The organism is Pseudomonas sp. BF-RE-21 (assembly GCF_019947305.1).
Taxonomy (GTDB): domain Bacteria; phylum Pseudomonadota; class Gammaproteobacteria; order Pseudomonadales; family Pseudomonadaceae; genus Aquipseudomonas; species Aquipseudomonas migulae.
This window is the reverse complement of record NZ_JAGYGF010000009.1, coordinates 26,251-51,963: the sequence shown is the minus strand read 5'-3', so window position 1 is coordinate 51,963 and position 25,713 is coordinate 26,251. Positions and strand designations below refer to the sequence as shown.

Genomic DNA, 25,713 nt, shown 5'->3' with positions numbered 1-25,713 from the left:
AGATTACAGATTCCGCAGCGCGGCGACTACTGCGTCACCCATTTCCTGCGTACCGACTTTAGTGCAACCGGTCGACCAGATGTCGCCCGTCCGCAGGCCCTGATCCAGCACCAGGCTCACGGCTTTCTCGATGGCATCCGCTGCACCCGACTGGTTAAAGCTGTAACGCAACATCATCGACACCGACAAAATGGTCGCCAGCGGGTTGGCGATGCCCTTGCCCGCGATGTCCGGCGCCGAACCGTGGCAAGGCTCGTACATGCCCTTGTTGTGGGTATCCAGCGATGCCGACGGCAGCATGCCGATGGAACCGGTGAGCATCGACGCCTGGTCAGACAGGATATCGCCGAACATGTTGTCGGTGACGATCACGTCGAACTGCTTCGGTGCGCGCACCAGTTGCATGGCGGCGTTGTCGACGTACATGTGGCTCAGTTCGACTTCCGGGTAATCCTTGGCCACTTCTTCGACGATTTCACGCCACAGCTGGCTGGAAGCCAACACGTTGGCCTTGTCCACCGAGCACAGCTTCTTGCCGCGCACCATGGCCATGTCGAAACCGACACGGGCGATGCGGCGGATTTCGCTTTCGCTGTACGGCAGCGTGTCGTAGGACTGACGCTCGCCATTTTCCAGAGTGCGGGTGCCACGCGGCGCGCCGAAGTAGATGCCGCCGGTCAGCTCGCGAACGATCAGGATGTCCAGGCCGGAAACGATTTCGGCTTTCAGGCTGGAAGCTTCGGCCAGTTGCGGGTACAGGATCGCCGGACGCAGGTTGCCGAACAGGCCCAGTTGCGCACGGATTTTCAGCAGACCGCGCTCAGGGCGGATGTCACGCTCGATGGTGTCCCATTTCGGGCCGCCCACGGCGCCCAGCAAAACAGCATCGGCGGCGCGAGCACGCTCCAGGGTTTCATCGGCCAGTGGCACGCCGTGCTTGTCGATGGCTGCGCCGCCGATCACGTCGTGGCTCAGTTCGAAGCCCAGGTTGTACTTGTCATTGGCCAGTTCCAGCACCTTGACTGCTTCGGCCATGATTTCCGGGCCAATACCGTCACCTGGGAGAATCAGAATCTGCTTGCTCATGCTTTCCTCATGTCATCAGTCGGTGTGCCCTTGGGCACGCCCGGAAAAATTCTATCGCTCGGTGCTTATGTTTCCGAGCTTATCGTTCTGCCATCAGCACCAGTACATCGGTACTGAACGAACCATCGGCCTCAATCTCAAAATATTCGCGTACTTCGTTGCCCATCGACTGCTGCAATTCGAGGATCGCGGCGCGCATCACTTGTGGTGTGCGCATGCGCTCGACCCAGCTGGTGTACTCCAGACGCAGGCGTTGACGCGTGGTGCTGCGAGTGTGCAACCCCGCCTCGCTGACCTGACGCAACCACTCGCCGGCGGAATAATCGCGCACATGGCTGGTGTCGCGCAGCACTTCGACACTTTGCAGGTAAGTGTCGAACAATGGGCTGCCCGGTGACAACACGTCGATGAACGCCGCCACGCCGCCCGGCTTCAACACGCGCCGGACTTCACGCAGGGCCAGGCCGAGATCGCTCCAATGGTGCGCCGAATAACGGCTGAAGACGAAGTCGAATTCGCCATCGGCGAATGGCAACCGCTCGGCGGCACCCAGGACCGTGGACACGTTGCCCAACCCACGATCAATGGCAGCACCAGCGACCACGTCGAGCATTTGCTGCGACAGGTCGTAAGCCACCACCTCCTTGACCAGCGACGCCACGTGAAAACTCACGTGACCGGCGCCGCAACCGAGGTCCAGCACGCGGGCATCGCCCTGCCCGGCCAGCTCAGCCTGTAGCAGCGCAAATTCAGTGCCTTGAGCGTGGACGGCGCTGCTCAGGTAGGCCGAGGCCTGTTCACCGAATTGCTTTTGGACTACCTGGCTGTGCTGGGCGGTGCTGGTCATGTGGACTTCCTTTTTCGGGTGAGTCTTGGGGTGTTTTTTCGGGCCTCTTCGCGGGCAAGTCGGATCGCCGCACCGCTCGCTCCTACAGGTATTGCGCTGTCCTTGTAGGAGCGCGGCTTGCCCGCGAAGGCGTCATCACGCCTTACGCAAACTTACGCGTCGCGAAACAACCAAGGCTGGCTCGCACGGTGCTTGGCTTCAAACGATGCAATCGCCTCGTGATCCTGCAAAGTCAGGCCGATGTCATCGAGGCCGTTGACCAGGCAATGCTTGCGGAACTCGTCGAGCTCGAAGCTGTAGACCTTGCCGTCCGGCCGGGTCACGGTCTGGGCTTGCAGGTCGATCTTCAACTCGTAGCCAGGATTCGCCTCGACCTGCTGGAACAGTTCATCCACTTCAGCGTCGCTCAAGATGATCGGCAGCAAGCCGTTCTTGAAGCTGTTGTTGTAGAAGATGTCGGCATAGCTCGGCGCAATGATGCTGCGGAAACCGTACTCTTCCAGCGCCCACGGCGCGTGCTCACGGCTGGAGCCGCAACCGAAGTTCTCGCGGGCCAACAAGACACTGGCGCCCTGGTAACGCTCGGCGTTGAGGACGAAATCCTTGTTCAGCGGACGCTTGGAGTTGTCCTGGTAGGCATAACCCACGTCCAGGTAGCGCCATTCGTCAAACAGGTTCGGGCCAAAACCGGTGCGCTTGATCGACTTCAAGAACTGCTTCGGAATGATCTGGTCGGTGTCGACGTTGGCACGATCCAATGGCGCGACCAAACCGGTGTGTTGGGTAAAAGCTCTCATGTGCGGTTCCTCAGATCAGTTCGCGAACGTCGATGAAACGACCGTTGACGGCAGCCGCCGCGGCCATGGCCGGGCTGACCAGGTGCGTACGGCCACCGGCGCCCTGACGCCCTTCGAAGTTGCGGTTGGAGGTCGATGCGCAATGCTCGCCCGACTCCAAACGGTCCGGGTTCATCGCCAGGCACATCGAGCAACCCGGTTCACGCCACTCGAAACCGGCTTCGAGGAAAATCTTGTCCAGGCCTTCGGCTTCGGCTTGCGCCTTCACCAGGCCCGAGCCCGGCACCACGATGGCTTGCTTGATGGTCGAAGCCACTTTGCGGCCCTTGGCGATCACCGCCGCAGCGCGCAGGTCTTCGATCCGCGAGTTGGTGCAGGAGCCAATGAACACGCGGTCCAGCTGAATGTCGGTGATCGCCTGATTGGCGGTCAAACCCATGTACTTCAGGGCGCGCTCGATGGAACCGCGCTTGACCAGGTCCATTTCCTTCGCCGGGTCCGGCACGTTCTGATCGACCGCCAACACCATCTCGGGCGAAGTGCCCCAGCTGACTTGAGGCTTGATCTGAGTGGCGTCGAGCTCGACAACGGTGTCGAACACCGCATCAGCGTCGGAAACCAGGTCTTTCCAGGCTTCGACAGCGAGGTCCCATTCCGCGCCTTTCGGGGCAAACGGACGGCCTTTCACGTACGCCACGGTTTTTTCATCCGCCGCCACCAGACCTACGCGAGCGCCGGCCTCGATGGACATGTTGCAGATGGTCATGCGGCCTTCGATAGACAAGTCGCGAATGGCGCTGCCGGCGAACTCGATGGCGTGGCCATTACCGCCGGCGGTGCCGATCTTGCCGATGACCGCGAGCACGATGTCCTTGGCGGTCACGCCGAACGGCAGTTTGCCTTCGACCGACACCAGCATATTCTTCATTTTCTTGGCGACCAGGCACTGCGTGGCGAACACGTGCTCGACCTCGGAAGTGCCGATGCCATGGGCCAGGGCGCCAAACGCGCCGTGAGTCGAGGTGTGCGAGTCGCCGCAGACCACGGTCATGCCCGGCAAGGTGGCGCCCTGCTCCGGACCGATCACGTGAACGATGCCCTGGCGCACGTCATTCATTTTGAATTCGGTGATGCCATATTCATCGCAGTAGTCATCGAGGGTCTGAACCTGCAAACGCGAGACCTGGTCGGTAATCGCTTCGATGCCGCCCTTGCGATCCGGAGTGGTCGGTACGTTGTGATCCGGCGTGGCGATGATCGAGTCGACGCGCCAAGGCTTGCGCCCGGCCAGGCGCAGGCCTTCGAAAGCTTGGGGCGAAGTCACTTCATGGATGATGTGGCGGTCGATATAGATCAGCGACGACCCATCGTCGCGCCGTTTCACTTCATGGGAATCCCAAAGCTTGTCGTAAAGCGTTTTGCCGGCCATCAGACGGTCCTCATCAGCGTGTTTCTATGCCCTGGGTCTTGAGAATTTCAATAACCCTTTGGCTTGTGAGGTCGATCCTAGGGGGTTACATTAAATAACTCAAATTCATATTTTTTATGCTTTGGATAACCAACTGGAATACGACGATGGACCTGGCCAACCTTAATGCCTTTATTGCCATTGCCGAGACAGGAAGCTTCTCTGGTGCCGGCGAACGGCTGCACCTGACGCAACCGGCGATCAGCAAACGGATTGCCGGGCTGGAGCAGCAATTGAAGGTGCGACTGTTTGATCGACTGGGCCGCGAAGTCGGCCTGACCGAAGCCGGACGCGCCCTGCTGCCACGGGCTTATCAGATTCTGAACGTGCTGGACGACACCCGCCGCGCCCTGACCAACCTGACTGGCGAGGTGACCGGCCGCCTGACGCTGGCCACCAGTCACCACATCGGCCTGCACCGTTTGCCGCCCTTGTTAAGGGAATTCACCCGACGCTACCCACAAGTGGCGCTGGATATTCAGTTCCTTGATTCGGAAGTGGCCTACGAAGAAATCCTCCACGGTCGCGCCGAGCTGGCCGTCATCACCCTCGCGCCCGAGCCTCATGCCCTGGTCAAGGCCACGCCGGTGTGGGACGACCCGCTGGATTTCGTGGCCGCGCCGGAGCATTCACTGATCAGCAATGGCGCGGTCAGCCTGGCGGACATCGCCCTGCATCCGGCGGTGTTTCCCGGCGGCAACACCTTTACTCACCATATCGTGCGGCGCCTGTTCGAAGCCCAAGGCTTGACGCCGAACATCGCCATGAGCACGAATTATCTGGAAACCATCAAGATGATGGTGTCGATCGGCCTGGCCTGGAGCGTGTTGCCGCGCACAATGCTTGACGATCAGGTTGCGCGAATACCTTTGCCCGGCATACAACTGACTCGCCAGCTAGGCTATATCTTGCACACCGAACGGACGCTGTCGAACGCAGCACGGGCTTTTATGGCCTTGCTGGATGCACAACTCGATCTGCCAGGGACTCAAGGCTAATTTGTGCTACTCCTATAGAGCCTCAAATACCTGCGCCTAACGCCCCATTCAGCCCAAGGCCTGCCAATGCCGAAATCTGTTGACCGTATTCCGCCGATGCCACGTATTCAGGCGCTTGACCCGAAACGATCCGAGCAGAGCTGGGAGAGTGCGCCGCAGCTGCTGGCCGCCCTCAACGGCGCACGTTTGGGCGCCTGGTATTGGGACATCGAGCGCGGGCAGATCAGTTGGTCGCGGGGTACGCAGGCGCTGTTCGGTTTCGACCCCCGGCAACCCTTGCCGGCGGATCTGGAATACCTCGACCTGTTGCCCCCGGAGGATCGAGCGAAAACCCTCCGTGCCTTCCACGCGGTAATCGCCGGCGCGCCACTGGAACAGGCGATGCATCACCGCATTCGCTGGCCCGACGGCAGCCTGCACTGGCTGGAGATCAACGGCAGCCTGCTGCCGGACAAACACGGGCGACCACGCATGATCGGGGTAATCCGCGAGATCACCCACCAGCGTCAGCGCGAACAGGCGTTGAGCAGCTCGGAAAAACGCTTCGCGACGCTGTTTCACCTGTGCCCGAACATGGTGTTGCTGACTCGCCAGGAAGACGGCCTGATCACCGAAGCCAACCAGTATTTCGAAAGTCTGTTCGGCTGGCCGGTGCAAAACGCGATTGGCCGCACCACGCTCGAACTGGGCCTTTGGGTGCACCCGGAGCAACGGGAGAAACTGGTCAAGGCGACCAAGGCCAAAGGTGAGCTGGTCAGCATGGAGGTGCAGTTCCGCGCCAGTAATGGCCAGGTCCACGATGGCATTCTCAGCGCGCAAAAGGTCGAACTCGAGGGCCAACCCTACCTGCTTAGCACCTTTCTCGACACCACCGAACGCAAGGCTGCCGAACTTGCCCTTAAGGACAGCCAGGAGCGTCTTGACCTGGCGCTGGACTCGGCTCAGCTCGGCACCTGGGACTGGCACATTCCCAGCGGCATGTTGTATGGCTCGGCCCGCGCCGCGCAGTTGCACGGACTGGACCCCATACCGTTCCATGAATCCTTCGACGAGTTTTTCGAAGGCGTGCCCGGCGAGGAGCGCGACAGCATGCGCGATGCCTATCGCAGCCTGCGCGAAGGCCCGGCCGGCAACTATCAGCTGACCTACCGCGTACAGCTGGAGGACGGCACTTCGCGTTACCTGGAAAGCCGCGCCCGCCTCTACCGCGATGAAAACGGCGCACCGCTACGCATGGCGGGGACCTTGCTGGACATTACCGATCAGGTCGAACGCGAACAGAAGCTGGTCGCCTCCGAAGAGAAATTTGCCACCCTGTTCCAGGTCAGCCCGGACCCGATCTGCGTTACTCGCCAGGACACCGGCCAGTTCATCGAGATCAACTCCAGTTTCACCCAGACCTTTGGCTGGAGCACCGCCGAGGTGATTGGTCGCAGCGCCGACGAAATCGGTCTGTGGGACGCCTCGGCGAAAAGCCTGCGCCGGATCGAACAAGTCATCCGCGAACAAGGCCTGAACAACGTCGCCATCATCGTCCAGCACAAGGACGGCCAGTCGCTGACCTGCGTGATTTCCAGCCGCCAGATCAGTGTCGGCGACCAGCCGTGCATCGTTACCACTTTGCGTGATATCACCCAGCAACAACGTTCGGAAGCGGCGCTCAAGGCCAGCGAGGAGAAGTTCGCCAAGGCCTTCCACTCCAGCCCCGACGCCATCACCATCACCGAACGCGACACCGGGCGCTATCTGGAGGTCAACGACGGTTTCTGCCGCCTGACCGGCTACCGCGCCGATGAAGTCGTCGGCCGCACGGTGTACCAGGTCGGCATCTGGGCCGAAGAAAAACAACGCTCGGCGCTGCTGGCCGAGCTGCAGATCAAGGGCCGCGTGCATCACCAGGAAATGCTTGGGCGCAACAAGCATGGCGACTTGCTGACCGTTGAAGTCTCGGTAGAACCGATCACCCTCAATGAAACCGCGTGCCTGCTGCTGACCGCACGGGACGTCAGCTTGTTGAAAAATGCCGAAGCGCAGATCCGCCACCTGGCCTACCACGACCCGCTGACCAACCTGCCCAACCGCGCACTGCTGATGGATCGCCTGAGCCAGCAGATCGCCCTGCTCAAACGCCACAACCTGCGCGGCGCCCTGATGTTTCTGGACCTCGACCACTTCAAGCACATCAACGATTCGCTCGGCCATCCGGTGGGTGACACGGTGCTGAAGATCATCACTGCGCGCCTCGAAGCCAGCGTGCGCATGGAAGACACCGTGGCACGGTTGGGCGGTGACGAATTCGTGGTGCTGCTCAGTGGCCTGGAAGGCTCGCGCAATGAAGTCAGCGAGCAGGTCCGCGAACTGGCGGACACCTTGCGCGAACTGCTGTCGGAACCGATGTTCCTCGACGGCCAGCGCCTGCAAGTGACACCGAGTATCGGTATCGCGCTGATTCCCGATCATGGTTCGACCCCGACCGACCTGCTCAAACGCGCCGACATCGCGCTGTATCGGGCCAAGGATTCGGGGCGCAACACCACCCAGATGTATCACAACACCATGCAGAAGGCCGCCAGTGAACGCCTGCGCATGGAGACCGACCTGCGCCTGGCCCTTTCCCGGGGCGAATTCGACGTGCATTACCAGCCGCAGGTGGACGCCCGCGACAATCGTATCGTCGGCGCCGAAGCGCTGGTGCGCTGGAACCATCCGGAATTGGGCGCGCAATCGCCGACTGAATTCATCAAGGTCCTGGAAGACAGCGGGCTGATTCTGGAAGTCGGCACCTGGATCGTCGACGAAGCCTGCGACGCCTTTAAACAGTTGATCGCCAAGGGTTTGATCGACCCGCTCGACTTCAGCCTGTGCGTGAACATCAGCCCACGACAATTCCGCCAGAACGACTTCGTCGAGCGCATCGAGCTCAGCCTCGCCACCCACGGCCTGCCCTGCTCGCTGCTGAAACTGGAGATCACCGAAGGCATCGTCATCCAGAATCTGGAAGACACCATCAGCAAAATGCGCCGCCTGAAAAAACTCGGCATCAGCTTCGCCATGGACGACTTCGGCACCGGTTATTCCTCGCTGACTTACCTCAAGCGATTGCCGGTCGACACCCTGAAAATCGACCAGTCGTTCATTCGCGATGCGACTACCGACCCGAACGACGCCGAGATCATCCGCGCCATCGTCGCCATGGCCCGCAGTCTGGAGTTGAAAGTGATTGCCGAAGGGGTGGAGACGCCGGAACAGTTGGAGTTTTTGCAGGGGCTGGGCTGCCATTTTTATCAGGGCTATCTGCACAGCCAGCCGCTGCCGGTGGAGGCGTTCCAGAAACTCCTGAAATAACCCGCACTTTGTAGGAGCGAGCCTGCTCGTGATGGACGTCAACGATGACGCGTACTGCCGGGATAAACGCGTCGCCCAGAAGTCCATCGCGAGCAAGCTTGCTCCTACAGGAGAACAGCGGGCACAAAAAAGGGCGCCATTGGCGCCCTTTTTCATTGCCCCGCCTTAGTGCTGCAGAGCGGGTTTTTGCGTCCCGTTGATTGGGATGCGTTTGGCTTTCGCCTCTTCCGGAATGACACGCAGCAGGTCGATGCTCAACAGACCGTTGCTCAGGTCGGCGGCCTTGATCTCGATATGGTCCGCCAGGCGGAACGACAGTTTGAACGCGCGCTGGGCGATGCCTTGGTGCAGGAAGGTCACGCCTTCAGTTGCGTCGCGTTTGCCGCCACTGATGGTCAGCACACCTTTCTCGACTTGCAGGTCCAGGTCTTCTTCCTGGAAACCGGCGGCCGCTACAACGATGCGGTATTGATCGTCACCGTGTTTTTCCACGTTGTAAGGTGGATAGGTGCTGCCTGGCTCGTTGCGCAGGGCGGTTTCGAACAGGTCGTTGAAACGGTCGAAGCCTACCGAGGAACGGAACAGTGGGGCCAGGGAAAATGCAGTAGTCATGGTTCAAATCTCCTGAAAACAATCAGCAAGTTTTTTGTCTCCGCGACCCGAATTCGGCATCGCGTAATCCTTAGATAGGGACCGCTGATTGCATTTCAAGAGATTATTTCGAGATTTTTTTCAGGCCGCTTCGGCTACCTGCAACCCCAGTAAACGCGAAACCTGATCCAGTTCGGTTTCACGGCGAAGCAGGGTGAACAGTTCAACCGCCTCGGGATAATTGCGGGTCAGCATCGCCAGCCACTGCTTCAGGCGACCGGGCGATTGGCGTGGCGTCATCTGGGCTTTGGCTTGCAGCCAGAAGTCCTGAATCAGCGGCAGCAGCTCGGCCCAGGTCATCTCCACCACCTCTTCACCGGCACGGGCGGCGGCGATCTGTCGGGCCAGGTCCGGACGCGACACCAGCCCGCGACCGAGCATGATGTCTTCCACGCCGCTGATTTCGCGGCAGCGGCGCCAGTCTTCGACGCTCCAGATATCACCGTTGGCGAATACCGGCACCTTGACCACTTCCTGCACGCGAGGGATCCACTCCCAATGCGCCGGCGGCTTGTAGCCGTCCATCTTGGTCCGCGCATGCACCACGATGTGCTCCGCGCCGCCTTCGGCCAGGGCCGTGGCGCAGACCAGCGAACCGTCAGGGCTGTCGAAGCCGAGACGCATTTTCGCGGTGACCGGAATGTGCGCCGGGACGGCGCGACGGACATGCTCGACGATCTGGTTCAGCAGCTCGGGCTCTTTGAGCAGTACCGCGCCGCCACGGGATTTATTGACGGTCTTGGCCGGGCAGCCGAAGTTCAGGTCGATGACTTCGGAACCCAGCTCACAGGCCAGCGCGGCGTTTTCCGCCAGGCACACCGGGTCGGAACCCAACAGCTGCACGCGCAATGGCACGCCGGAAGCGGTGCGCGCATCCGTCAGCAGTTCAGGACCGAACTTGTGGAAATAGGCAGGGGTGAGCAGTTGGTCGTTGATCCGGATGAACTCGGTCACGCACCAATCGATACCGCCCACACGGGTCAGCACGTCCCGCAGGATGTTGTCGACCAACCCCTCCATGGGCGCCAAAGCAATTTGCATGAAAAACACACTCGACGAAAAACGTGCGGCAGTTTACTGGTTTCGGCGGTTAGAAGGTATTTCGTCAGACCGGGCGGTGTTGATTGTGCGGACGCCTTCGCGGGCAAGCCTCGCTCCTACAGGTTTTGTGTCGTTCCGCCATTATGCGAACGACACAAAACCTGTAGGAGCGAGGCTTGCCCGCGAAGGGTTCAATTAAATCGCGACTTGCAACGCCGGGCCGTAACCTTCGATGAACTCCGCCGGCATGCGCTTGGGTTTGCCCGTGGACAGCTCAATGCAGACAAACGTGGTTTGCGCGCGCAGTAACGTGGTGTTGTCGCTCGGGCGCTTGAGCTGGAAGTGTCGAGTCATTTTCAGGCGCTGGTCCCAATCGACGATCCAGGTCGCCAATTGCAACTCATCGCCTTCATAGGCCGCCGCCAGGTAATCGATCTCGTGCCGCACCACCGCCATCGCCCGATCCAGCCGCCGGTACTCGACCAGATCGAGGCCGAGCCGCTGCGAGTGGCGCCAGGCGCAGCGTTCGAGCCAGGTCACGTACACCGCGTTATTCGCGTGCCCCAACCCGTCGATGTCCTCGGCGTCCACCGCAAGATCAATGATAAATGGCGTTGCCCGATCCCAGCCCATGCCCCACTCCCGGTCAAATGATGTCGACCGGGGCAGTGTAACGGATGCTCAGGCCGATTGGCGCGATTGCAGGCTGCGACCGGCCAGCAGTGATAACACGCCATCAATCACCCGCGGGTCGGCAAGCACCCGTTGATGACCGCCCTCCTCCAGCCGCAGCAAGCGACTGTCGAACCAGGCCTCGTGGATCAGTTGGGATTCCTTGACCGGGACGAAGTTGTCGTCTTCGGCATGAACGATCAGGCCAGGCATGTCGAGCTGATAACGCGAGACATCCAATGCAGCCGCGCGCATGCCGACATCTTTTTCGACTTGGCGAATGAACGCCGAACGGGCTTTTGGTGGTAGCCGCACGTAGCGGGCAAATCCTCTCAGAACCCCGAGAATCCGCGCCGGAGCGCCAATGGTCACCAGGGTTTCGGTGCGCAAGCCCAACTGAACGGCGAGCATGGCGCTGGCACCGCCCATCGAGTGACCAATGACCGCCTGCAGCGGCGGCAACTCGGCGGCGGCCTCAAGCATGGCCCGGGCGAACAGCACAACGTTGGCTTCGTTGCCCGGCGAGCGACCGTGAGCCGGACCGTCCAGGGCGACTACGGTGTAGCCGGCGTCAACCAGCGCGGTGATCAGGCTGGCAAACTGCGTAGGCCGACCTTCCCAACCGTGCATCAGCAAGACCGCCGGGCCTTGCCCCCAGCGCAACGCCGAGAGGCCGAAACGGAGTGTGATGCGCTCGGATTTCGCCAATAACGGCAACTCCCAATCACGTGGCGGCAGATCCCGCGGCGTCATGAACGCCAGTCGCATTTTGCTCGCGACCAGTTTCGGTGCAAACCAGCCCAAGGTGCCATTAACGCCACGAACCCACTTTAACGTGCTCATCGCTCTCACTCCTCAGGCCATTGCCTTCAGGTCATTGCACCGCCGACTTGGCGGCACGCAGCAATCGATCAGACAACTCTCCCGGCCCCAGCGCCCGCGCCAGAGCCAATCCACCGACCATCAAGGCCATGTCGGCCAGGGCTTTGTCGGTGTCTTCCGGGCTGGCCGCCAACTGCGCGACCATCATTTCCACGTGTTCATTCAACGCCACCCGAAATGCGTCCGGCAGGCGTCCCAGCTCGCCGACGGAGGCCGGGATCGGGCACGCGGATTCAGAGGAATCCCGGTGTTTGCGTGACAGGTAAAACGCCGCCACCAACGCGCGACGCTCTTCACCGGTCAACTCGGCGTCCATGTCGGCGATCAAGCTACGGCGGTGACCGAGCAGTTGCTTGAACGCTTCCAGCATCATCGCGTCCTTGCTTTCGAAGTGCGCATAGAAGCCGCCAACCGTCAGGCCGGCTGCGCCCATCACTTCGCCCACGCTCGGTTCGGCCGGGCCACGCTGAATCAGCGCTGCGCTGGCGGCCTTGAGAATGCGTTCGCGGGTTTGAGCTTTTTTATCGTTCATCGTTGCCTCCGAATATTACGACTAGAATATTATTCTCATAATAATTTTCCGCAAGTCGTAGATGTGACCGCTGGTCTGAAGAACAGTTTGAGAGAAATGGGGGATTTGGCCAAACGCCAGACAAACAAAAGGGCCATTCAATAATTGAATGACCCTTATAAAATCCCGCAGAGCGGGTAATCGTGGCGTCCCCTAGGGGACTCGAACCCCTGTTACCGCCGTGAAAGGGCGGTGTCCTAGGCCACTAGACGAAGGGGACGCAAAACCTTCTATACAACTGATCAGTGCTGAGAGCTGATCGATTCAAGGCCGGTGTGGCCAGACCTTGAACTGTAAAATTGGTGGAGCTAGACGGGATCGAACCGTCGACCTCTTGCATGCCATGCAAGCGCTCTCCCAGCTGAGCTATAGCCCCGGATTTTTCGCCTCTCGGCGGAGCGGCATCTTTCGACATCGCTTCTGTAAAACTGGCGTCCCCTAGGGGACTCGAACCCCTGTTACCGCCGTGAAAGGGCGGTGTCCTAGGCCACTAGACGAAGGGGACGCAAACCCTTCTATACAACAGATCAACGCTGAGTGTTGATCGCTTCAAGGCCGGTGTGGCCAGACCTTGAAGTGTAAATTGGTGGAGCTAGACGGGATCGAACCGTCGACCTCTTGCATGCCATGCAAGCGCTCTCCCAGCTGAGCTATAGCCCCTCATCGCTGAGGACGGGGCGAATCTTAATGGCGCTTCGGAAACGTGTCAAATTTATTTTTAACAATTTCCAAAGTTTTTTGCCGACATAACAATCACTTACCGCCCTCCCCCCGTAAATCCGGGGTATACATCGATCTGTAGGAGCCAGGCTTGCCGGCGAACGGGACGCCTCGGTGTGTCTGGCACACCGCGTCATCGTTCTTCGCGAGCAAGCAACGCTCCTACAGGACGGTGTTCATCAGGCGATGTTGCCCAGGAGTTTTTCCCACTCCTTGTTTTCCTTCTTCGACACGCCACCGAGCAGGTCGATGGCCTGGCGCAGACGGAAACGCGTCAGGTCCGGGCCGAGGATTTCCATCGCATCCAGCACCGACACCGAACTCGCCTGACCAGTGATCGCTGCGAACATCAGCGGCATGGCGTCACGCAGCTTCAATTCCAGGGACTCGACCACCGCTTGAATGGTCGCGGTGATGCTGTCCTTCTCCCACTGACGCAGGCTTTCCAGTTTCCACAGAATCAACTGCATCAACTGACGAACCTGATCACCCGACAATTTTTTCGATTCAAACAGCTTGGCATCCGGGTTCACGCCACCGGCGAAGAAGAACCCGGCCAGCGGTGCGACCTGGCTGAAGGTTTCAACGCGGCCCTGCACGTGCGGCGCGATCTTCATCATGTACTCGGGGTTCAGCGCCCAGGTCTGCAAACGGCTGGCGAACTCTTCCACCGGCAGGTCACGCAACCACTGGCCGTTGAGCCACGACAGTTTCTCGATGTCGAAAATCGGCCCACCGAGGGAGACGCGGCTCAGGTCGAAGTTATCGACCATTTCCTGCAGCGAGAACTTCTCGCGCTCGTCCGGCATCGACCAGCCCATGCGCCCCAGGTAGTTGAGCATCGCTTCCGGCATGAAGCCCATGCGCTCGTAGAACGTCACCGAGGTCGGGTTCTTGCGCTTGGACAGCTTGCTCTTGTCCGGGTTACGCAGCAGCGGCATGTAGCACAGCTCCGGTTGTTCCCAGCCGAAGTATTCGTACAGAAGAATCAGTTTCGGCGCCGAAGGCAGCCATTCTTCGCCACGCAGCACGTGGGTGATGCCCATCAGGTGGTCATCGACCACGTTGGCCAGGAAGTACGTCGGCAGGCCGTCGGTCTTCATCAGGACTTGCATGTCCATGCGATCCCAAGGGATCTCGACGTCGCCACGCAGCATGTCCGGCACCACGCACACGCCTTCGCTCGGCACCTTCATACGAATCACGTGCGGTTCGCCAGCGGCCAGGCGACGTGCAACTTCTTCCTTGGACAGCAGCAGCGCACGACCGTCGTAACGCGGAGTTTCGCCGCGAGCCATTTGCTCGGCGCGCATCTGGTCCAGCTCTTCAGCGGTGCAGAAGCACGGGAAGGCATGGCCCATCTCGACCAATTGCTGGCAATACTTCTGATAGATATCGCCGCGCTCGCTTTGACGGTAAGGACCGTGCGGGCCGCCGACGTCCGGGCCTTCGCTCCAGTCGATGCCCAACCAGCGCAGGGCGTCGAAAATCTGCTGTTCGGACTCACGGGTCGAACGCAATTGATCGGTGTCTTCGATCCGCAGGATGAACTCACCGCCGTGCTGCTTGGCAAAGCAGTAGTTGAACAAAGCGATGTAAGCGGTACCTACGTGGGGGTCCCCGGTAGGCGATGGCGCGATGCGCGTGCGGACGGTGGTCATGGCAAGTCTCGAAATGAAGATAAAACAAAGGGCGAATGGTAACAGGCGTTGCCCGCCCGGCTCCAGTGAGCAGGGCATTTAAGCCAAGTTTGCGTCTACAACGGGCCTGGGCCGGGATGAATGGTGGATTATCAGCCGATGGCATTTACCCACTATCGACTGTATGCCAAATTCGCCTGCTGATAACTTTCCTTACAATTTCTCGACTACAGTTTGCCCCATGCCTGCCCAACTCAAGCGTCGCCTGTCTATTTTCCTGCTGATCGTCCTGCTGATTGCCGGGGCCTTGTTTGCCCAGTGGTTCTTCAAGGGACGGTTTTATGAAAGCACCGATAACGCCTATGTCCAGGGCGAGATCACCCGTGTGTCGAGCCAGTTGGGCGCACGCATCGATCAGGTGCTGGTGCAGGACAACCAGCACGTCGAAAAGGGCCAGTTGCTGATCAAGCTCGAAGGCGATGACTTCCACCTCGCTGTCGACCGCGCCAACGCCGCCCTCGCCACCCGCCAGGCCGAACGCCTGCAAGCCCAGAGCAAACTGACGCAGCAAGCCAGCCTGATCGCCTCCAGCGAAGCGCAAGTCGCATCCAGCCAGGCCAGCCTCGGTCGCTCGCAGATCGACCTGTCCCGCGCGCAAACCCTGCGCAAACCCGGGTACGTGTCGGAAGAACGGGTGACCACCCTTTCCGCCGATACCCACATCGCCCGCTCGCAGGTGACCAAGGCCCAGGCAGACGCACAAAGTCAGCGCCAGCAAGTCAACTCCCTCAGCGCCGAGATCAAGCGCCTCGACGCGATGATCGCCAACGCCAAGACCGATCTGGCCCAGGCTGAATTGAACCTGACCCGCAGCGAAATCCACGCGCCCATCAGCGGCATGATCGGCCAGCGCGCCGCCCGCGAAGGTCAATACGTGCAGGCCGGCGCTTATTTGCTGTCGATCGTCCCGGATCAGGACATCTGGATTCAGGCCAACTTCAAGGAAACCCAGATCGGCCACATGCAGCCCGGCCAGAAAGCCGAACTGACCTTCGACGCCTACGGCGACACGCCAATCGAAGCGCGGGTCGACAGCCTGTTCGCCGCCTCGGGCGCACAGTTCAGCCTGCTGCCGCCAGACAATGCCACGGGCAACTTCACCAAAGTCGTACAACGGATTCCGGTAAAACTGACCTTCGCCGCGGACAACCCGCTGCACGGCAAGATTCGTCCGGGCATGTCGGTCACCGCCAAAGTGAACATCAAAGACACCCCTGACGATGGCCGGTGATCAACTGATCCGCCCGGCCGGCGAACCGACCCGGCGGGACTGGATCGCCGTGATGAGCGTGATGCTCGGCGCCTTCATGGCGGTGCTCGATATCCAGATCACCAACTCGTCGCTCAAGGACATTCAGGGCGCGCTGTCGGCGACGCTGGAAGAAGGCTCATGGATTTCCACGTCGTACCTGGTCGCGGAAATCATCATGATTCCGCTCACGGCGTGGCTGGTGCAACTGCTGTCCGCACGCCGTCTGGCGGTGTGGGTTTCGCTTGGATTTCTTGCCTCGTCCCTGCTCTGCTCGATGGCGTGGAGCCTGGAAAGCATGATCATTTTCCGCGCACTGCAAGGCTTCACCGGCGGCGCGCTGATCCCGCTGGCGTTCACCCTGACGCTGATCAAGCTTCCCGAACACCATCGCGCCAAAGGCATGGCCATGTTCGCCATGACCGCAACGTTCGCGCCCTCCATCGGCCCGACGCTCGGCGGCTGGCTGACGGAAAACTGGGGCTGGGAATACATCTTCTACATCAACATTCCGCCGGGCCTGATCATGATCGCCGGCCTGATCTATGGCCTGGAGAAAAAAGAAGCGCACTGGGAACTGCTGAAAAGCACCGACTACATGGGGATTCTTACGCTCGGTATCGGCCTTGGCTGCCTGCAGGTTTTTCTGGAGGAAGGCCATCGCAAGGACTGGCTGGAATCAAACCTGATCGTGACCCTGGGCAGCATCGCGCTGATCAGCCTGATCACCTTTGTGATCGTGCAGTTTTCCAAACCCAATCCGCTGATCAACCTCGGGATCCTGGGCAATCGCAACTTCGGCTTATCGAGTATTTCCAGCCTGGGAATGGGGGTCGGGTTGTACGGTTCGATCTTTCTGTTGCCGCTGTACCTGGCGCAGATCCAGAACTACAACGCCCTGCAGATCGGCGAAGTGATCATGTGGATGGGCGTGCCGCAGCTGTTCCTGATCCCGCTGGTGCCGAAGTTGATGAAGGTCATCTCGCCGAAATGGCTGTGCACCCTGGGCTTCGGCTTGTTCGGCCTGGCGAGTTTTTCCTCGGGGGTGCTGAACCCGGATTTCGCCGGGCCGCAGTTCAATCAGATCCAGATCATCCGCGCACTCGGCCAGCCCCTGATCATGGTGACCATCTCGCTGATCGCCACCGCGTACATCCTGCCGCAGGACGCGGGCTCGGCGTCGAGCCTGTTCAACATCCTGCGCAACCTCGGCGGCGCCATTGGCATCGCCCTCCTCGCCACGTTGCTGGATGCGCGAACCAAGACCTACTTTGATTATTTGCGTGAATCGATTGTGCCGAGCAACCCGCAGGTCGCCGAGCGCATGGCGTCGCTGACGGACCGGTTAGGCAGTGAATCGGCGGCGCTGGGCAAGCTCAGTGAGATTGCGCATCAGCAGGCGTCGATCATGGCTTACAACGATGCGTTTCATTTTGTCGGGATTGCGCTGGGGATCAGCATGATTGCGGTGTTGTTGACCAAGCAGTTGCCGGAGGGGTTGAAGGCAGGGGAAGCACATTGAGACCGAGGTGCTGCCTTCGCGGGCAAGCCTCGCTCCTACAGGATTTGCATCGACCACCCATTTTGTGAACGATGCAAAACCTGTAGGAGCGAGGCTTGCCCGCGAAGAGGCCCGCATACTCGCCACAAATCTCAAACCGCGATCAACCGCTCCCGCAGCTTGGCAATCTCGTCGCGCATCTGCGCCGCCGCTTCGAATTCCAGGTCGCGAGCCAACTGGTACATCTTCTCTTCCAGCGCCTTGATACGCTTGGCGACTTCGCCCGGCGAACGCAATTCCGCTTCGTACTTGGCGTTTTCCTCGGCAGCCTTGGCCATGCCTTTGCGCTTCTTGCTGCGCGAACCCGGCACGGTGGCGCCTTCCATGATGTCGGCAACGTCCTTGAACACACCCTTCGGCGTAATGCCGTTGGCCAGGTTGAAGGCGATCTGCTTGTCGCGACGACGCTCGGTTTCACCGATCGCCCGCTCCATGGAACCGGTGATGCGATCCGCATACAGAATCGCCCGACCGTTGAGGTTACGCGCCGCACGACCGATGGTCTGGATCAGCGAGCGCTCGGAACGCAGGAAGCCTTCCTTGTCCGCATCGAGAATCGCCACCAAGGACACTTCCGGCATGTCCAGGCCTTCACGCAACAGGTTGATCCCCACCAGCACATCAAACGTGCCGAGGCGCAAATCGCGGATGATTTCCACGCGCTCCACGGTGTCGATGTCCGAGTGCAGATAACGTACGCGCACGCCGTGATCGGCCAGGTAATCGGTCAAGTCCTCGGCCATGCGCTTGGTCAGCGTCGTGACCAATACCCGCTCATCCACTGCAGCGCGCTTGGTGATTTCCGAAAGCAGATCGTCGACCTGGGTCAACGCCGGGCGGATTTCGATTTGCGGGTCCACCAGGCCGGTCGGACGCACCACCATATCAATGACACGACCGGCGTGTTCCGCCTCGTAGTTGCCCGGTGTGGCCGAGACAAAGATCGTTTGCGGGCTGATGCCTTCGAACTCGTCGAAGCGCATTGGCCGGTTGTCCAGCGCTGACGGCAGACGGAAACCGTATTCCACCAGCGTTTCCTTGCGTGAGCGGTCGCCCTTATACATGGCGCCGACTTGCGGCACGCTGACGTGGGATTCGTCGATCACCAGCAAGGCGTCGGCCGGCAAGTAATCGAACAAGGTCGGCGGCGCTTGACCTGGATCGCGCCCCGACAGGTAGCGGGAATAGTTTTCGATGCCGTTGCAGTAGCCCAGTTCGAGAATCATCTCCAGGTCGAAACGGGTACGTTGTTCGAGGCGCTGCGCTTCCACCAGTTTGTTGTTGGAGCGCAAGTATTCCAGGCGCTCCTGCAACTCGACCTTGATCCCCTCGATGGCATCGAGCAGGGTTTCTCGCGGAGTCACGTAGTGGCTTTTCGGGTAGAAGGTGAAACGCGGCAGCTTGCGAATCACCTCCCCCGTCAGCGGATCGAAGGCCGACAGGCTCTCGACTTCGTCGTCGAACAGCTCGATACGGATCGCTTCGAAATCGGATTCTGCCGGGTGGATATCGATCACATCACCGCGCACGCGGAAGGTCGCACGGGCGAAATCCATGTCGTTGCGGGTGTATTGCAGATCGGCGAGACGACGCAGCAAGGCGCGCTGATCGAGCTTGTCGCCACGATCCACGTGCAACACCATTTTCAAATAGGTTTCCGGACTGCCCAGACCGTAGATGCACGACACCGTGGTGACGATGATCGCGTCCTTGCGCTCCAGCAGCGCTTTGGTCGCCGAGAGTCGCATTTGCTCGATGTGATCGTTGATCGAGGCGTCTTTCTCGATGAAGGTGTCCGAGGACGGCACATACGCTTCAGGCTGGTAGTAGTCGTAGTAGGAAACGAAATACTCGACAGCGTTGTTAGGGAAAAACGCCTTGAATTCGCCGTACAACTGCGCGGCCAGGGTCTTGTTCGGCGCCAGCACCAGCGTCGGGCGCTGAACCTGGGCGATAACGTTGGCGATGCTGAACGTCTTGCCCGAACCGGTCACACCGAGCAACGTCTGGTGCGCCAGCCCGGCTTCGATGCCCTCGACCATCAGGCGGATGGCTTCCGGCTGGTCGCCGGCGGGCTCGAAGCGGGTGACTAGCTGGAATTCAGACATGAAATACCTCTGGGTTCACCCGTACGCGGTCAAACCGGACAGGAACGAGAAAGACCGCAAACGACCGACGTCGCCCGAGGAAAAAACTGGATTGTGCTCAATGTGGAGTCGATTGCCCTCTCTTTCAAGGCAAACGTCCTACATCCCTTGAAGCCTCTGACGCGGTCAATCGACTAACGGTCGAAAAATAATCGGAAAAACTTACGGTAAAAGCCGAATCGACTGTCGCCATCAATCGCGGATGACCTCTATACTAGCTCCCCGTTTGTGCACCGCTCTAGTGCATTCGGCTGGAGCGCGACACGTCCCTCCACACTCCATTCAGAGCCGCCGCAAAAATGAGCCTGTTCTCCGCTGTCGAAATGGCACCACGCGATCCAATCCTGGGCCTCAACGAAGCATTCAACGCCGATACCCGTACCAACAAGGTCAACCTGGGGGTCGGTGTTTACTGCAACGAGGAGGGGCGAATTCCACTCCTGCGCGCCGTTGTCGAAGCCGAGACGATTCGCGTCGCTCAACACGCTTCCCGTGGCTACTTGCCGATCGACGGCATCGCTGCCTACGACCAGGCCGTGCAAAAACTGCTGTTTGGCAATGACTCGCCGCTGATCGCTGCTGGCCGCGTCATCACCACTCAGGCCGTTGGCGGTACTGGCGCGCTGAAAATCGGTGCCGACTTCCTCAAGCAACTGCTGCCGAACGCCGTCGTGGCGATCAGCGACCCGAGCTGGGAAAACCACCGCGCGCTGTTCGAAACCGCTGGTTTCCCGGTGCAGAACTATCGTTACTACGACGCCGCGACCCACGACGTTAACCGTACCGGCCTGCTGGAAGACCTGAACGCCCTGCCGTCCGGCTCGATCGTCGTGCTGCACGCCTGCTGCCACAACCCGACCGGTGTTGACCTGAGCCCGGCGGACTGGAAAAACGTTCTGGAGGTGGTGAAAGCCAAAGGTCACGTGCCGTTCCTCGACATGGCCTACCAGGGCTTTGGCGATGGCATCGACGAAGACGCCGCAGCCGTGCGTCTGTTCGCTGAGTCGGGCCTGACTTTCTTCGTCTCCAGCTCGTTCTCCAAATCGTTCTCGCTGTACGGCGAGCGCGTTGGCGCCCTGTCGATCGTCAGCGAATCGAAAGAAGAAAGCGCGCGCGTGCTTTCGCAGGTCAAGCGCGTGATCCGCACCAACTACTCCAACCCGCCGACCCACGGTGCAAGCATCGTTGCCGCTGTATTGAACAGCCCGGAACTGCGCGCCCAGTGGGAAGAAGAACTGGCCGAAATGCGCCTGCGGATTCGCGGCATGCGCACCCAGATGGTTGACCTGCTGGCGAAACAGGCTCCTCAGCGCGATTTCAGCTTTGTCGGTCGTCAGCGCGGCATGTTCTCCTACTCCGGCCTGACGGTTGAGCAAGTGACCCGTCTGCGCAGCGAGTTCGGCATCTACGCCCTGGACACCGGCCGCATCTGCGTTGCCGCGCTGAACCAGAGCAACATCGACGTGGTGACCAAGGCCATCGTTGCGGTGATCTGAGTCGTGCGGTGATACAAAAAACGGGAAGCCCTTGGGCTTCCCGTTTTTTATTGACCGCAGATAATTCTCAACCCGCCAACCAAGCCCTCTAGACTGCACACATCTACCCTGTAGGAGCCGGCTTGCTGGCGATAGCGTCCGTCCAGCCAATAGATAAGTTGACTGATCCACCGCTATCGCCGGCAAGCCGGCTCCTACAAGGTTTGTGTACACCACCGGATTCGATGTGAGCCGATATGAAAAACGATGACCTGCGCGCTGAGCGCGATGACCTGGATGACCTGAATGACTTCATCCCCCGCACCCCGGCCAAACGCGACAACAATCTGGTGCTGCAAGTGGCTGCGGGGGTCTTTCTTGGCGGCCTGGCGCTGTGGCTGGTTCAACTGGGCGCGACACTGCTGTACGCCAAACTGATGCTCGCCACCATTACGTTCGGCGGTTAAGCCAGTTCGGTCGCGCGTTGGCTGGCTGCATCGTCATAAGCGACGTACAGCGACTCGGCGACCTGGCTTTTGATGGCCTTGGTGCTTTCCAGGCCCAGGACAAAACCTTCGGCCTTGCCGCCAGCGCGATTCAATTCGTCAGCGGTGCTGGCCTGAGTGATTGCGTCGAACAGTTTTTCGGCGTGCGGACCGACGCCTTTGGGCAGGCTGATCTGAGCGATGCTCATGCGAACACCTCGTTGTGGCGAAGTGTGAGGGTTGGGTGATTCATGGCGCGTACCTTTTCGGCGAATGGCCGGCAGCGCGTGTCACCACTTCCGGGCGGCCATGGTAGACCTCTGGTGCGATTCTGGTAACCGCCAATCGCCGATAAACCGCCGTCCGTCCCGACGAATCGCTCAAATTGCCAACAGGTGCTTGACTTCTCTTTTTGAATCAGTAACATACACGCCATTCCGCGATAGCTCAGTTGGTAGAGCAAGTGACTGTTAATCACTGGGTCCCTGGTTCGAGTCCAGGTCGTGGAGCCAGACAGCAAGATAGAAAAGCCCCTGAATCGAAAGGTTCAGGGGCTTTTTTGTGGGCGGTGGAAAAGATGACTTAAGACCTGTAGGAGCCGGCTTGCCGGCGATGAGGGCCTTGAATAATGCATCGTTCTCAAGGCCGCCATCGCCGGCAAGCCGGCTCCTACAGTACGGGGTCATGTCATGTAAAAAGGCGCCCCTGGGGGCGCCTTTTTTATTCAGACATGTTCACTGCTTTTGACATGCACCGCCTTCGGCTCGCCATGCCCATGATCCGTCTCTATCACCGGGATCTCCTTCCCGTCGCAGTCATGCAACTTGCCTTCGCTGAAGTAATCCCCTTCGCGCAGCGCTGCCAGATCCTGATAGCGCAGGACTCGCTCAGTACCGGCAGCAAACACCGACTGCTGATCCGAGTTGCCGGCAGTGAGGTGGTTGAAGGCCAGGTTCAGCACGATGGCCATGATTGCCGAGGAGCTGATGCCCGAGTGGAAGATCGTCGCGAACCAGCTTGGGAAGTGGTCGTAAAAGTTCGGCGCGGCAATGGGGATCATGCCGAAACCGATGGACGTGGCGACGATGATCAGATTGACGTTGTTGCGGTAGTCGACCTTGGACAGCGTGCGAATTCCGCTGGCCGCCACGGTGCCGAACAGCACGATCCCGGCGCCGCCGAGCACGGAGGTCGGTACCGCGGCGATGACCCGCCCCATGAAGGGCAGCAGGCCGAGGATCACCAGAAACAAGCCACCGGTGGCCACCACGAAACGGCTCTTGATCCCGGTCACCGCCACCAGCCCGACGTTCTGGGCGAACGCACTCTGGGTGAAAGAACCGAAGATCGGCGCGATCATGCTCGACAGCATGTCGGCGCGCAGACCGTTGCCCAGACGCTTGGAGTCAACTTTGGTGTCGATGATTTCACCGACCGCGAGGATGTCCGCCGAGGTTTCGACCAGCGTCACCATGACCACGATGCACATCGACAGGATCGCAGCGAAGTGGAAGGTCGGCATGCCGAAGTGGAATGGCGTGGGGAAGCCGAACATCGGGCCCTGGGTGACGGACGAGAAGTCCGCCATACCGAGGAATACCGCGATGAGCGTGCCGATGACCATGGCCAGCAGAATCGACAACCGGGAGATGGTCGCGCTGCCGATCTTGCTCAGCAACAACACCAGCACCAGCGTTACCGCTGCCAGGCCGATGTTCGCCATGCTGCCGAAATCCGGCGCATGGCTGTTGCCACCCATGGCCCAGCGCGCGGCCACCGGCATCAGCGTCAGGCCGATGGTGGTGATCACGATGCCCGTCACCAGCGGCGGGAAAAACTTGGTGATTCGCGAGAACACCGGCGTGATCAGCAAACCGATCAACGACGCGGCAATCACCGCACCCAGAATCGACTGAAACCCGCCCTCCCCGCCACTGCTGACAATCGCCACCATCGTCGCGACGCCCGAGAAGGACACGCCCTGCACCAGCGGCAACTGACAACCGAAAAACGGTAAACCGAGGGTCTGCAGCAATGTTGCCAAGCCCCCCGCAAACAATGAAGCAGCAATCAACAAACCGATGTCCGCCGGCGAGAGCCCGGCCGCCTGGCCGATGATCAAAGGCACCGCGACAATGCCGCCGTACATGGTCAGAACGTGTTGCAGGCCGTAAGCCATATTCGCGCCGACACCGAGGTTTTCGTCCTCAGGCCGTTGGTGTGAAACATGGGGCGTTTTCATGGTTGGGGGGTTCCCTGGTTTTTGTTATGCGCACACTGTATGCAAGACTCAGGACAAATGTCTATAGAGTTGTATACAACTCATCAGTCAGATTATGGACATGTGTCCATGCAGTCCTTTCCCTGCGCTGTTTCCCCCTCCAAAAAAACATTTGAAATACATCCTTCCTGCGCCTTCTCCCCCGCCCGCTAGTCTTTGGCATTCCAAGCGACCGCCGGCACGGACGCCTCTCGCTTATACATATAAAGTATGCATAATGAAGTCATTCGAGATTCAGTTTCACAAGGCAAAGAACGCAGCTAACAAATTAAAGCACCAAGGGATCAGCCTCGCGGAGACCGAGGCCGTGTTTTATGACGAGAGAGCCCTCTCGCTGGAGGACAACCATCACGATGAGCAGCGGTGGATCATCATGGGGCTGGATGCCAAAGGTCGATTGTTGGTCGTTGCGTACACCTGGCGCGAGCCGAATTTCGTTCGAATCATTTCCGCGCGCGTCGCTACCAAAAATGAACGGCGCCGATATCTGGAGGCTTGAACCATGAAAGACGAATACGATTTCAGCAACGCCAAACGCGGAGCGGTTGCCTCGAGCAAAGGCAAAACCCGCATCACCATCATGCTCGACGATGTCGTGTTAGACGCGGCGCGCCTCGCCGCCGAGAGCGAAGGTTTCGGTTATCAGACGGTGATCAACAACACCTTGCGCAAGGCCTTGCTCGAAGATGGAAGCAAGAGCGCAGGGGCCATCCCGAACACCGCTGTTGTAAATGCCGGACATTTCAAAGAAGGGATAACGGCCGCCGAGCTAAAAAGCCTGGAGAAAAAACTATCGGAGGTGCTCAGTGAAATTCATCGCGTGATGAAGCCTTGAGCTACGCCGCCACGATCAACCGCGCAAGCACTTGTTTGAGCGTTGCGTGCTCCGGCACCCGAATCCCGAACTCGCGCCCCAGCAATCCGACCAGCTCATCCACATCCGTCACCTGCCGACGTTCGCTCTCGCCGCCCATCCGGTGAATCGCAAAACTGCCGTTGTTGAGCGTGCGCCGCCAGCCTTCTCCCGTTCGCGCCACCATCAGTTGCCTGGCAAAAGACGATTCAGGATGGGTCGAGACGTACCAGTTGCCTACGGCGAAATCGATGTCTTCCTGCCGTTGCAGGTCGAAGATGTACATCGCCCGCCACTCACCGGCAACGTTGGCGCGCAAGGTGTAGCCATCGGCATGTTGCTCGATGCGATAGGGTTCGTGGGGCGTGCGCTGTTCGGCCGGGGTATCGAGCAGCAGCGGTGCCGTAGGCACCATGCCGCCGAAGCCGACATCGGTGATGTAGCGCACGTCATCCAGGGTGACCAGGCTCAAGCGGTGTGTCCGCGCCGTCCACGCGCCCTCGGGTTGGCCCATGACCACTCGGCCGGAGATACTACGAGCGTTGAAGCCCAGCGCCTGAAGCAGCGCCAGAAACAGATTGTTCAGTTCGTAGCAGTAACCACCACGACCATCGTGCAGGACTTTTTGCTCGATGGACGGCAGATCGATGAGCACTGGCTCGCCTGACAGCGTGGTGAGGTTTTCAAACGGGAATGCGCCGGTGTGACGCAGTTGCAGTTGACGCAGGGTGTCCAAGGTCGGCGCCGGTGGCGCATCGAAGCCCAGGCGTTGCAGGTACAACGCAAGATTGCTCAGGCGTGGCTCGCTCATTGCTCGGTCCTTATGCAGTGGCTGCAGATCTCTGCGCCGATGGCCGCCATGTATAAGGGATAAAACGGTATAA

Annotated in this window: 23 protein-coding genes and 5 tRNA genes; 10 read left to right on the top strand and 18 right to left on the bottom strand. The window is 59.8% G+C overall.

The genetic code is table 11. The annotated features are described in order from the left end of the window. Nucleotides 1–3 precede the first annotated feature (3 nt). The 4 genes from leuB to leuC all read right to left on the bottom strand — a co-directional run bounded on the left by leuB (nt 4) and on the right by leuC (nt 4,159). Nucleotides 4–1,086 carry a 3-isopropylmalate dehydrogenase gene (gene leuB, locus KGB25_RS09245; RefSeq protein ID WP_008028295.1) on the bottom strand — a complete coding sequence of 361 codons (1,083 nt, stop codon included), beginning with the start codon at nt 1,084–1,086 and terminating at the stop codon, nt 4–6. 79 nt (nt 1,087–1,165) lie between these two features. Then, nucleotides 1,166–1,933 (bottom strand): class I SAM-dependent methyltransferase, encoded by a 768-nt coding sequence (locus KGB25_RS09240; RefSeq protein ID WP_207285152.1) that lies wholly within the window; start codon nt 1,931–1,933, stop codon nt 1,166–1,168. Nucleotides 1,934–2,085: 152 nt separating this feature from the next. Continuing rightward, nucleotides 2,086–2,730: a 3-isopropylmalate dehydratase small subunit gene (leuD, locus tag KGB25_RS09235; protein ID WP_008028298.1), complete on the bottom strand. Its 645-nt coding sequence runs from the start codon at nt 2,728–2,730 to the stop codon at nt 2,086–2,088. 10 nt (nt 2,731–2,740) lie between these two features. Further along, nucleotides 2,741–4,159 (bottom strand): 3-isopropylmalate dehydratase large subunit, encoded by a 1,419-nt coding sequence (leuC, locus tag KGB25_RS09230; protein ID WP_008028300.1) that lies wholly within the window; start codon nt 4,157–4,159, stop codon nt 2,741–2,743. Between the two features lie 146 nt (nt 4,160–4,305). Between leuC and KGB25_RS09225 the strand changes: the two genes are divergently transcribed. Together KGB25_RS09225 and KGB25_RS09220 are read left to right on the top strand one after the other, a co-directional pair. Continuing rightward, nucleotides 4,306–5,196, top strand: coding sequence for a LysR family transcriptional regulator (locus KGB25_RS09225; RefSeq protein ID WP_008028303.1), 891 nt, complete (start codon nt 4,306–4,308; stop codon nt 5,194–5,196). A gap of 66 nt (nt 5,197–5,262) precedes the next feature. Continuing rightward, nucleotides 5,263–8,541 carry a PAS domain S-box protein gene (locus KGB25_RS09220; RefSeq protein ID WP_008028304.1) on the top strand — a complete coding sequence of 1,093 codons (3,279 nt, stop codon included), beginning with the start codon at nt 5,263–5,265 and terminating at the stop codon, nt 8,539–8,541. Between the two features lie 165 nt (nt 8,542–8,706). On the opposite strand, the gene KGB25_RS09215 is transcribed toward KGB25_RS09220, so the two are convergent. Both KGB25_RS09215 and KGB25_RS09210 read right to left on the bottom strand, forming a co-directional pair. Then, nucleotides 8,707–9,153 (bottom strand): Hsp20 family protein, encoded by a 447-nt coding sequence (locus KGB25_RS09215; RefSeq protein ID WP_008028306.1) that lies wholly within the window; start codon nt 9,151–9,153, stop codon nt 8,707–8,709. A gap of 120 nt (nt 9,154–9,273) precedes the next feature. Next, a complete protein-coding gene (locus KGB25_RS09210; protein WP_192226348.1) occupies nt 9,274–10,233 on the bottom strand; it encodes a tRNA dihydrouridine synthase in 960 nt (319 codons plus the stop codon). Here KGB25_RS09210 and KGB25_RS09205 point away from each other — a divergent pair. Further along, nucleotides 10,232–10,432, top strand: coding sequence for a hypothetical protein (locus tag KGB25_RS09205; protein WP_223434813.1), 201 nt, complete (start codon nt 10,232–10,234; stop codon nt 10,430–10,432). The two genes, KGB25_RS09210 and KGB25_RS09205, sit on opposite strands and share 2 nt — an antisense overlap. On the opposite strand, the gene KGB25_RS09200 is transcribed toward KGB25_RS09205, so the two are convergent. The 8 genes from KGB25_RS09200 to gltX form a co-directional block, all read right to left on the bottom strand. Next, on the bottom strand, nt 10,429–10,866 hold the full coding sequence (locus KGB25_RS09200) for an acyl-CoA thioesterase (RefSeq protein WP_008037643.1): 438 nt from the start codon (nt 10,864–10,866) through the stop codon (nt 10,429–10,431). The genes KGB25_RS09205 and KGB25_RS09200 overlap by 4 nt on opposite strands. A 48-nt stretch (nt 10,867–10,914) precedes the next feature. Next, nucleotides 10,915–11,748 carry an alpha/beta fold hydrolase gene (locus KGB25_RS09195; protein WP_008037646.1) on the bottom strand — a complete coding sequence of 278 codons (834 nt, stop codon included), beginning with the start codon at nt 11,746–11,748 and terminating at the stop codon, nt 10,915–10,917. Nucleotides 11,749–11,779: 31 nt separating this feature from the next. Further along, a complete protein-coding gene (locus tag KGB25_RS09190) occupies nt 11,780–12,319 on the bottom strand; it encodes a TetR/AcrR family transcriptional regulator (RefSeq protein WP_008037648.1) in 540 nt (179 codons plus the stop codon). A 183-nt stretch (nt 12,320–12,502) separates the two neighbouring features. Beyond that, nucleotides 12,503–12,578: transfer RNA gene (locus KGB25_RS09185), tRNA-Glu, on the bottom strand. 80 nt (nt 12,579–12,658) lie between these two features. Further along, nucleotides 12,659–12,734 (bottom strand) — tRNA-Ala (locus tag KGB25_RS09180). Nucleotides 12,735–12,787: 53 nt separating this feature from the next. Further along, nucleotides 12,788–12,863, bottom strand: a tRNA-Glu gene (locus tag KGB25_RS09175). A gap of 79 nt (nt 12,864–12,942) precedes the next feature. Continuing rightward, a tRNA-Ala gene (locus KGB25_RS09170) sits at nt 12,943–13,018 on the bottom strand. Between the two features lie 239 nt (nt 13,019–13,257). After that, nucleotides 13,258–14,739 (bottom strand): glutamate--tRNA ligase, encoded by a 1,482-nt coding sequence (gene gltX / locus KGB25_RS09165; RefSeq protein WP_008037650.1) that lies wholly within the window; start codon nt 14,737–14,739, stop codon nt 13,258–13,260. A gap of 220 nt (nt 14,740–14,959) precedes the next feature. Between gltX and KGB25_RS09160 the strand changes: the two genes are divergently transcribed. Both KGB25_RS09160 and KGB25_RS09155 read left to right on the top strand, forming a co-directional pair. Then, nucleotides 14,960–16,009: an HlyD family secretion protein gene (locus KGB25_RS09160; RefSeq protein WP_008028317.1), complete on the top strand. Its 1,050-nt coding sequence runs from the start codon at nt 14,960–14,962 to the stop codon at nt 16,007–16,009. 49 nt (nt 16,010–16,058) lie between these two features. Continuing rightward, a complete protein-coding gene (locus tag KGB25_RS09155; RefSeq protein WP_223434864.1) occupies nt 16,059–17,549 on the top strand; it encodes an MDR family MFS transporter in 1,491 nt (496 codons plus the stop codon). A gap of 131 nt (nt 17,550–17,680) precedes the next feature. Here the strand turns inward: KGB25_RS09155 and uvrB are convergent, their stop codons facing one another. Continuing rightward, complete coding sequence (uvrB, locus tag KGB25_RS09150; protein ID WP_008037657.1) at nt 17,681–19,696, bottom strand: excinuclease ABC subunit UvrB; 2,016 nt, start codon at nt 19,694–19,696, stop codon at nt 17,681–17,683. 338 nt (nt 19,697–20,034) lie between these two features. Here uvrB and KGB25_RS09145 point away from each other — a divergent pair, with 338 nt between their 5' ends. Further along, nucleotides 20,035–21,231: an amino acid aminotransferase gene (locus KGB25_RS09145; RefSeq protein ID WP_008028323.1), complete on the top strand. Its 1,197-nt coding sequence runs from the start codon at nt 20,035–20,037 to the stop codon at nt 21,229–21,231. A gap of 236 nt (nt 21,232–21,467) precedes the next feature. Further along, nucleotides 21,468–21,677, top strand: a complete 210-nt coding sequence (locus KGB25_RS09140) for a hypothetical protein (RefSeq protein ID WP_223434812.1) — start codon at nt 21,468–21,470, stop codon at nt 21,675–21,677. Here KGB25_RS09140 and KGB25_RS09135 read toward each other — a convergent pair. Further along, on the bottom strand, nt 21,674–21,904 hold the full coding sequence (locus KGB25_RS09135) for a hypothetical protein (RefSeq protein ID WP_008007186.1): 231 nt from the start codon (nt 21,902–21,904) through the stop codon (nt 21,674–21,676). The two genes, KGB25_RS09140 and KGB25_RS09135, sit on opposite strands and share 4 nt — an antisense overlap. A 227-nt stretch (nt 21,905–22,131) precedes the next feature. On the opposite strand from KGB25_RS09135, the gene KGB25_RS09130 reads away from it, so the two are divergent. Beyond that, nucleotides 22,132–22,207: transfer RNA gene (locus KGB25_RS09130), tRNA-Asn, on the top strand. A 212-nt stretch (nt 22,208–22,419) separates the two neighbouring features. On the opposite strand, the gene KGB25_RS09125 is transcribed toward KGB25_RS09130, so the two are convergent. Continuing rightward, complete coding sequence (locus tag KGB25_RS09125; protein ID WP_192226334.1) at nt 22,420–23,937, bottom strand: nucleobase:cation symporter-2 family protein; 1,518 nt, start codon at nt 23,935–23,937, stop codon at nt 22,420–22,422. Between the two features lie 256 nt (nt 23,938–24,193). On the opposite strand from KGB25_RS09125, the gene KGB25_RS09120 reads away from it, so the two are divergent. Both KGB25_RS09120 and KGB25_RS09115 read left to right on the top strand, forming a co-directional pair. After that, the gene (locus KGB25_RS09120; protein ID WP_008037659.1) at nt 24,194–24,475 is read left to right on the top strand and encodes a BrnT family toxin; all 282 of its coding nucleotides are present in this window, start codon (nt 24,194–24,196) and stop codon (nt 24,473–24,475) included. Nucleotides 24,476–24,478: 3 nt separating this feature from the next. Then, nucleotides 24,479–24,811 (top strand): BrnA antitoxin family protein, encoded by a 333-nt coding sequence (locus tag KGB25_RS09115; protein WP_223434811.1) that lies wholly within the window; start codon nt 24,479–24,481, stop codon nt 24,809–24,811. A 1-nt stretch (nt 24,812) separates the two neighbouring features. Here KGB25_RS09115 and KGB25_RS09110 read toward each other — a convergent pair whose 3' ends face one another. Further along, nucleotides 24,813–25,640, bottom strand: a complete 828-nt coding sequence (locus KGB25_RS09110; protein WP_223434810.1) for an arylamine N-acetyltransferase family protein — start codon at nt 25,638–25,640, stop codon at nt 24,813–24,815. Between the last annotated feature and the right edge of the window lie 73 nt (nt 25,641–25,713).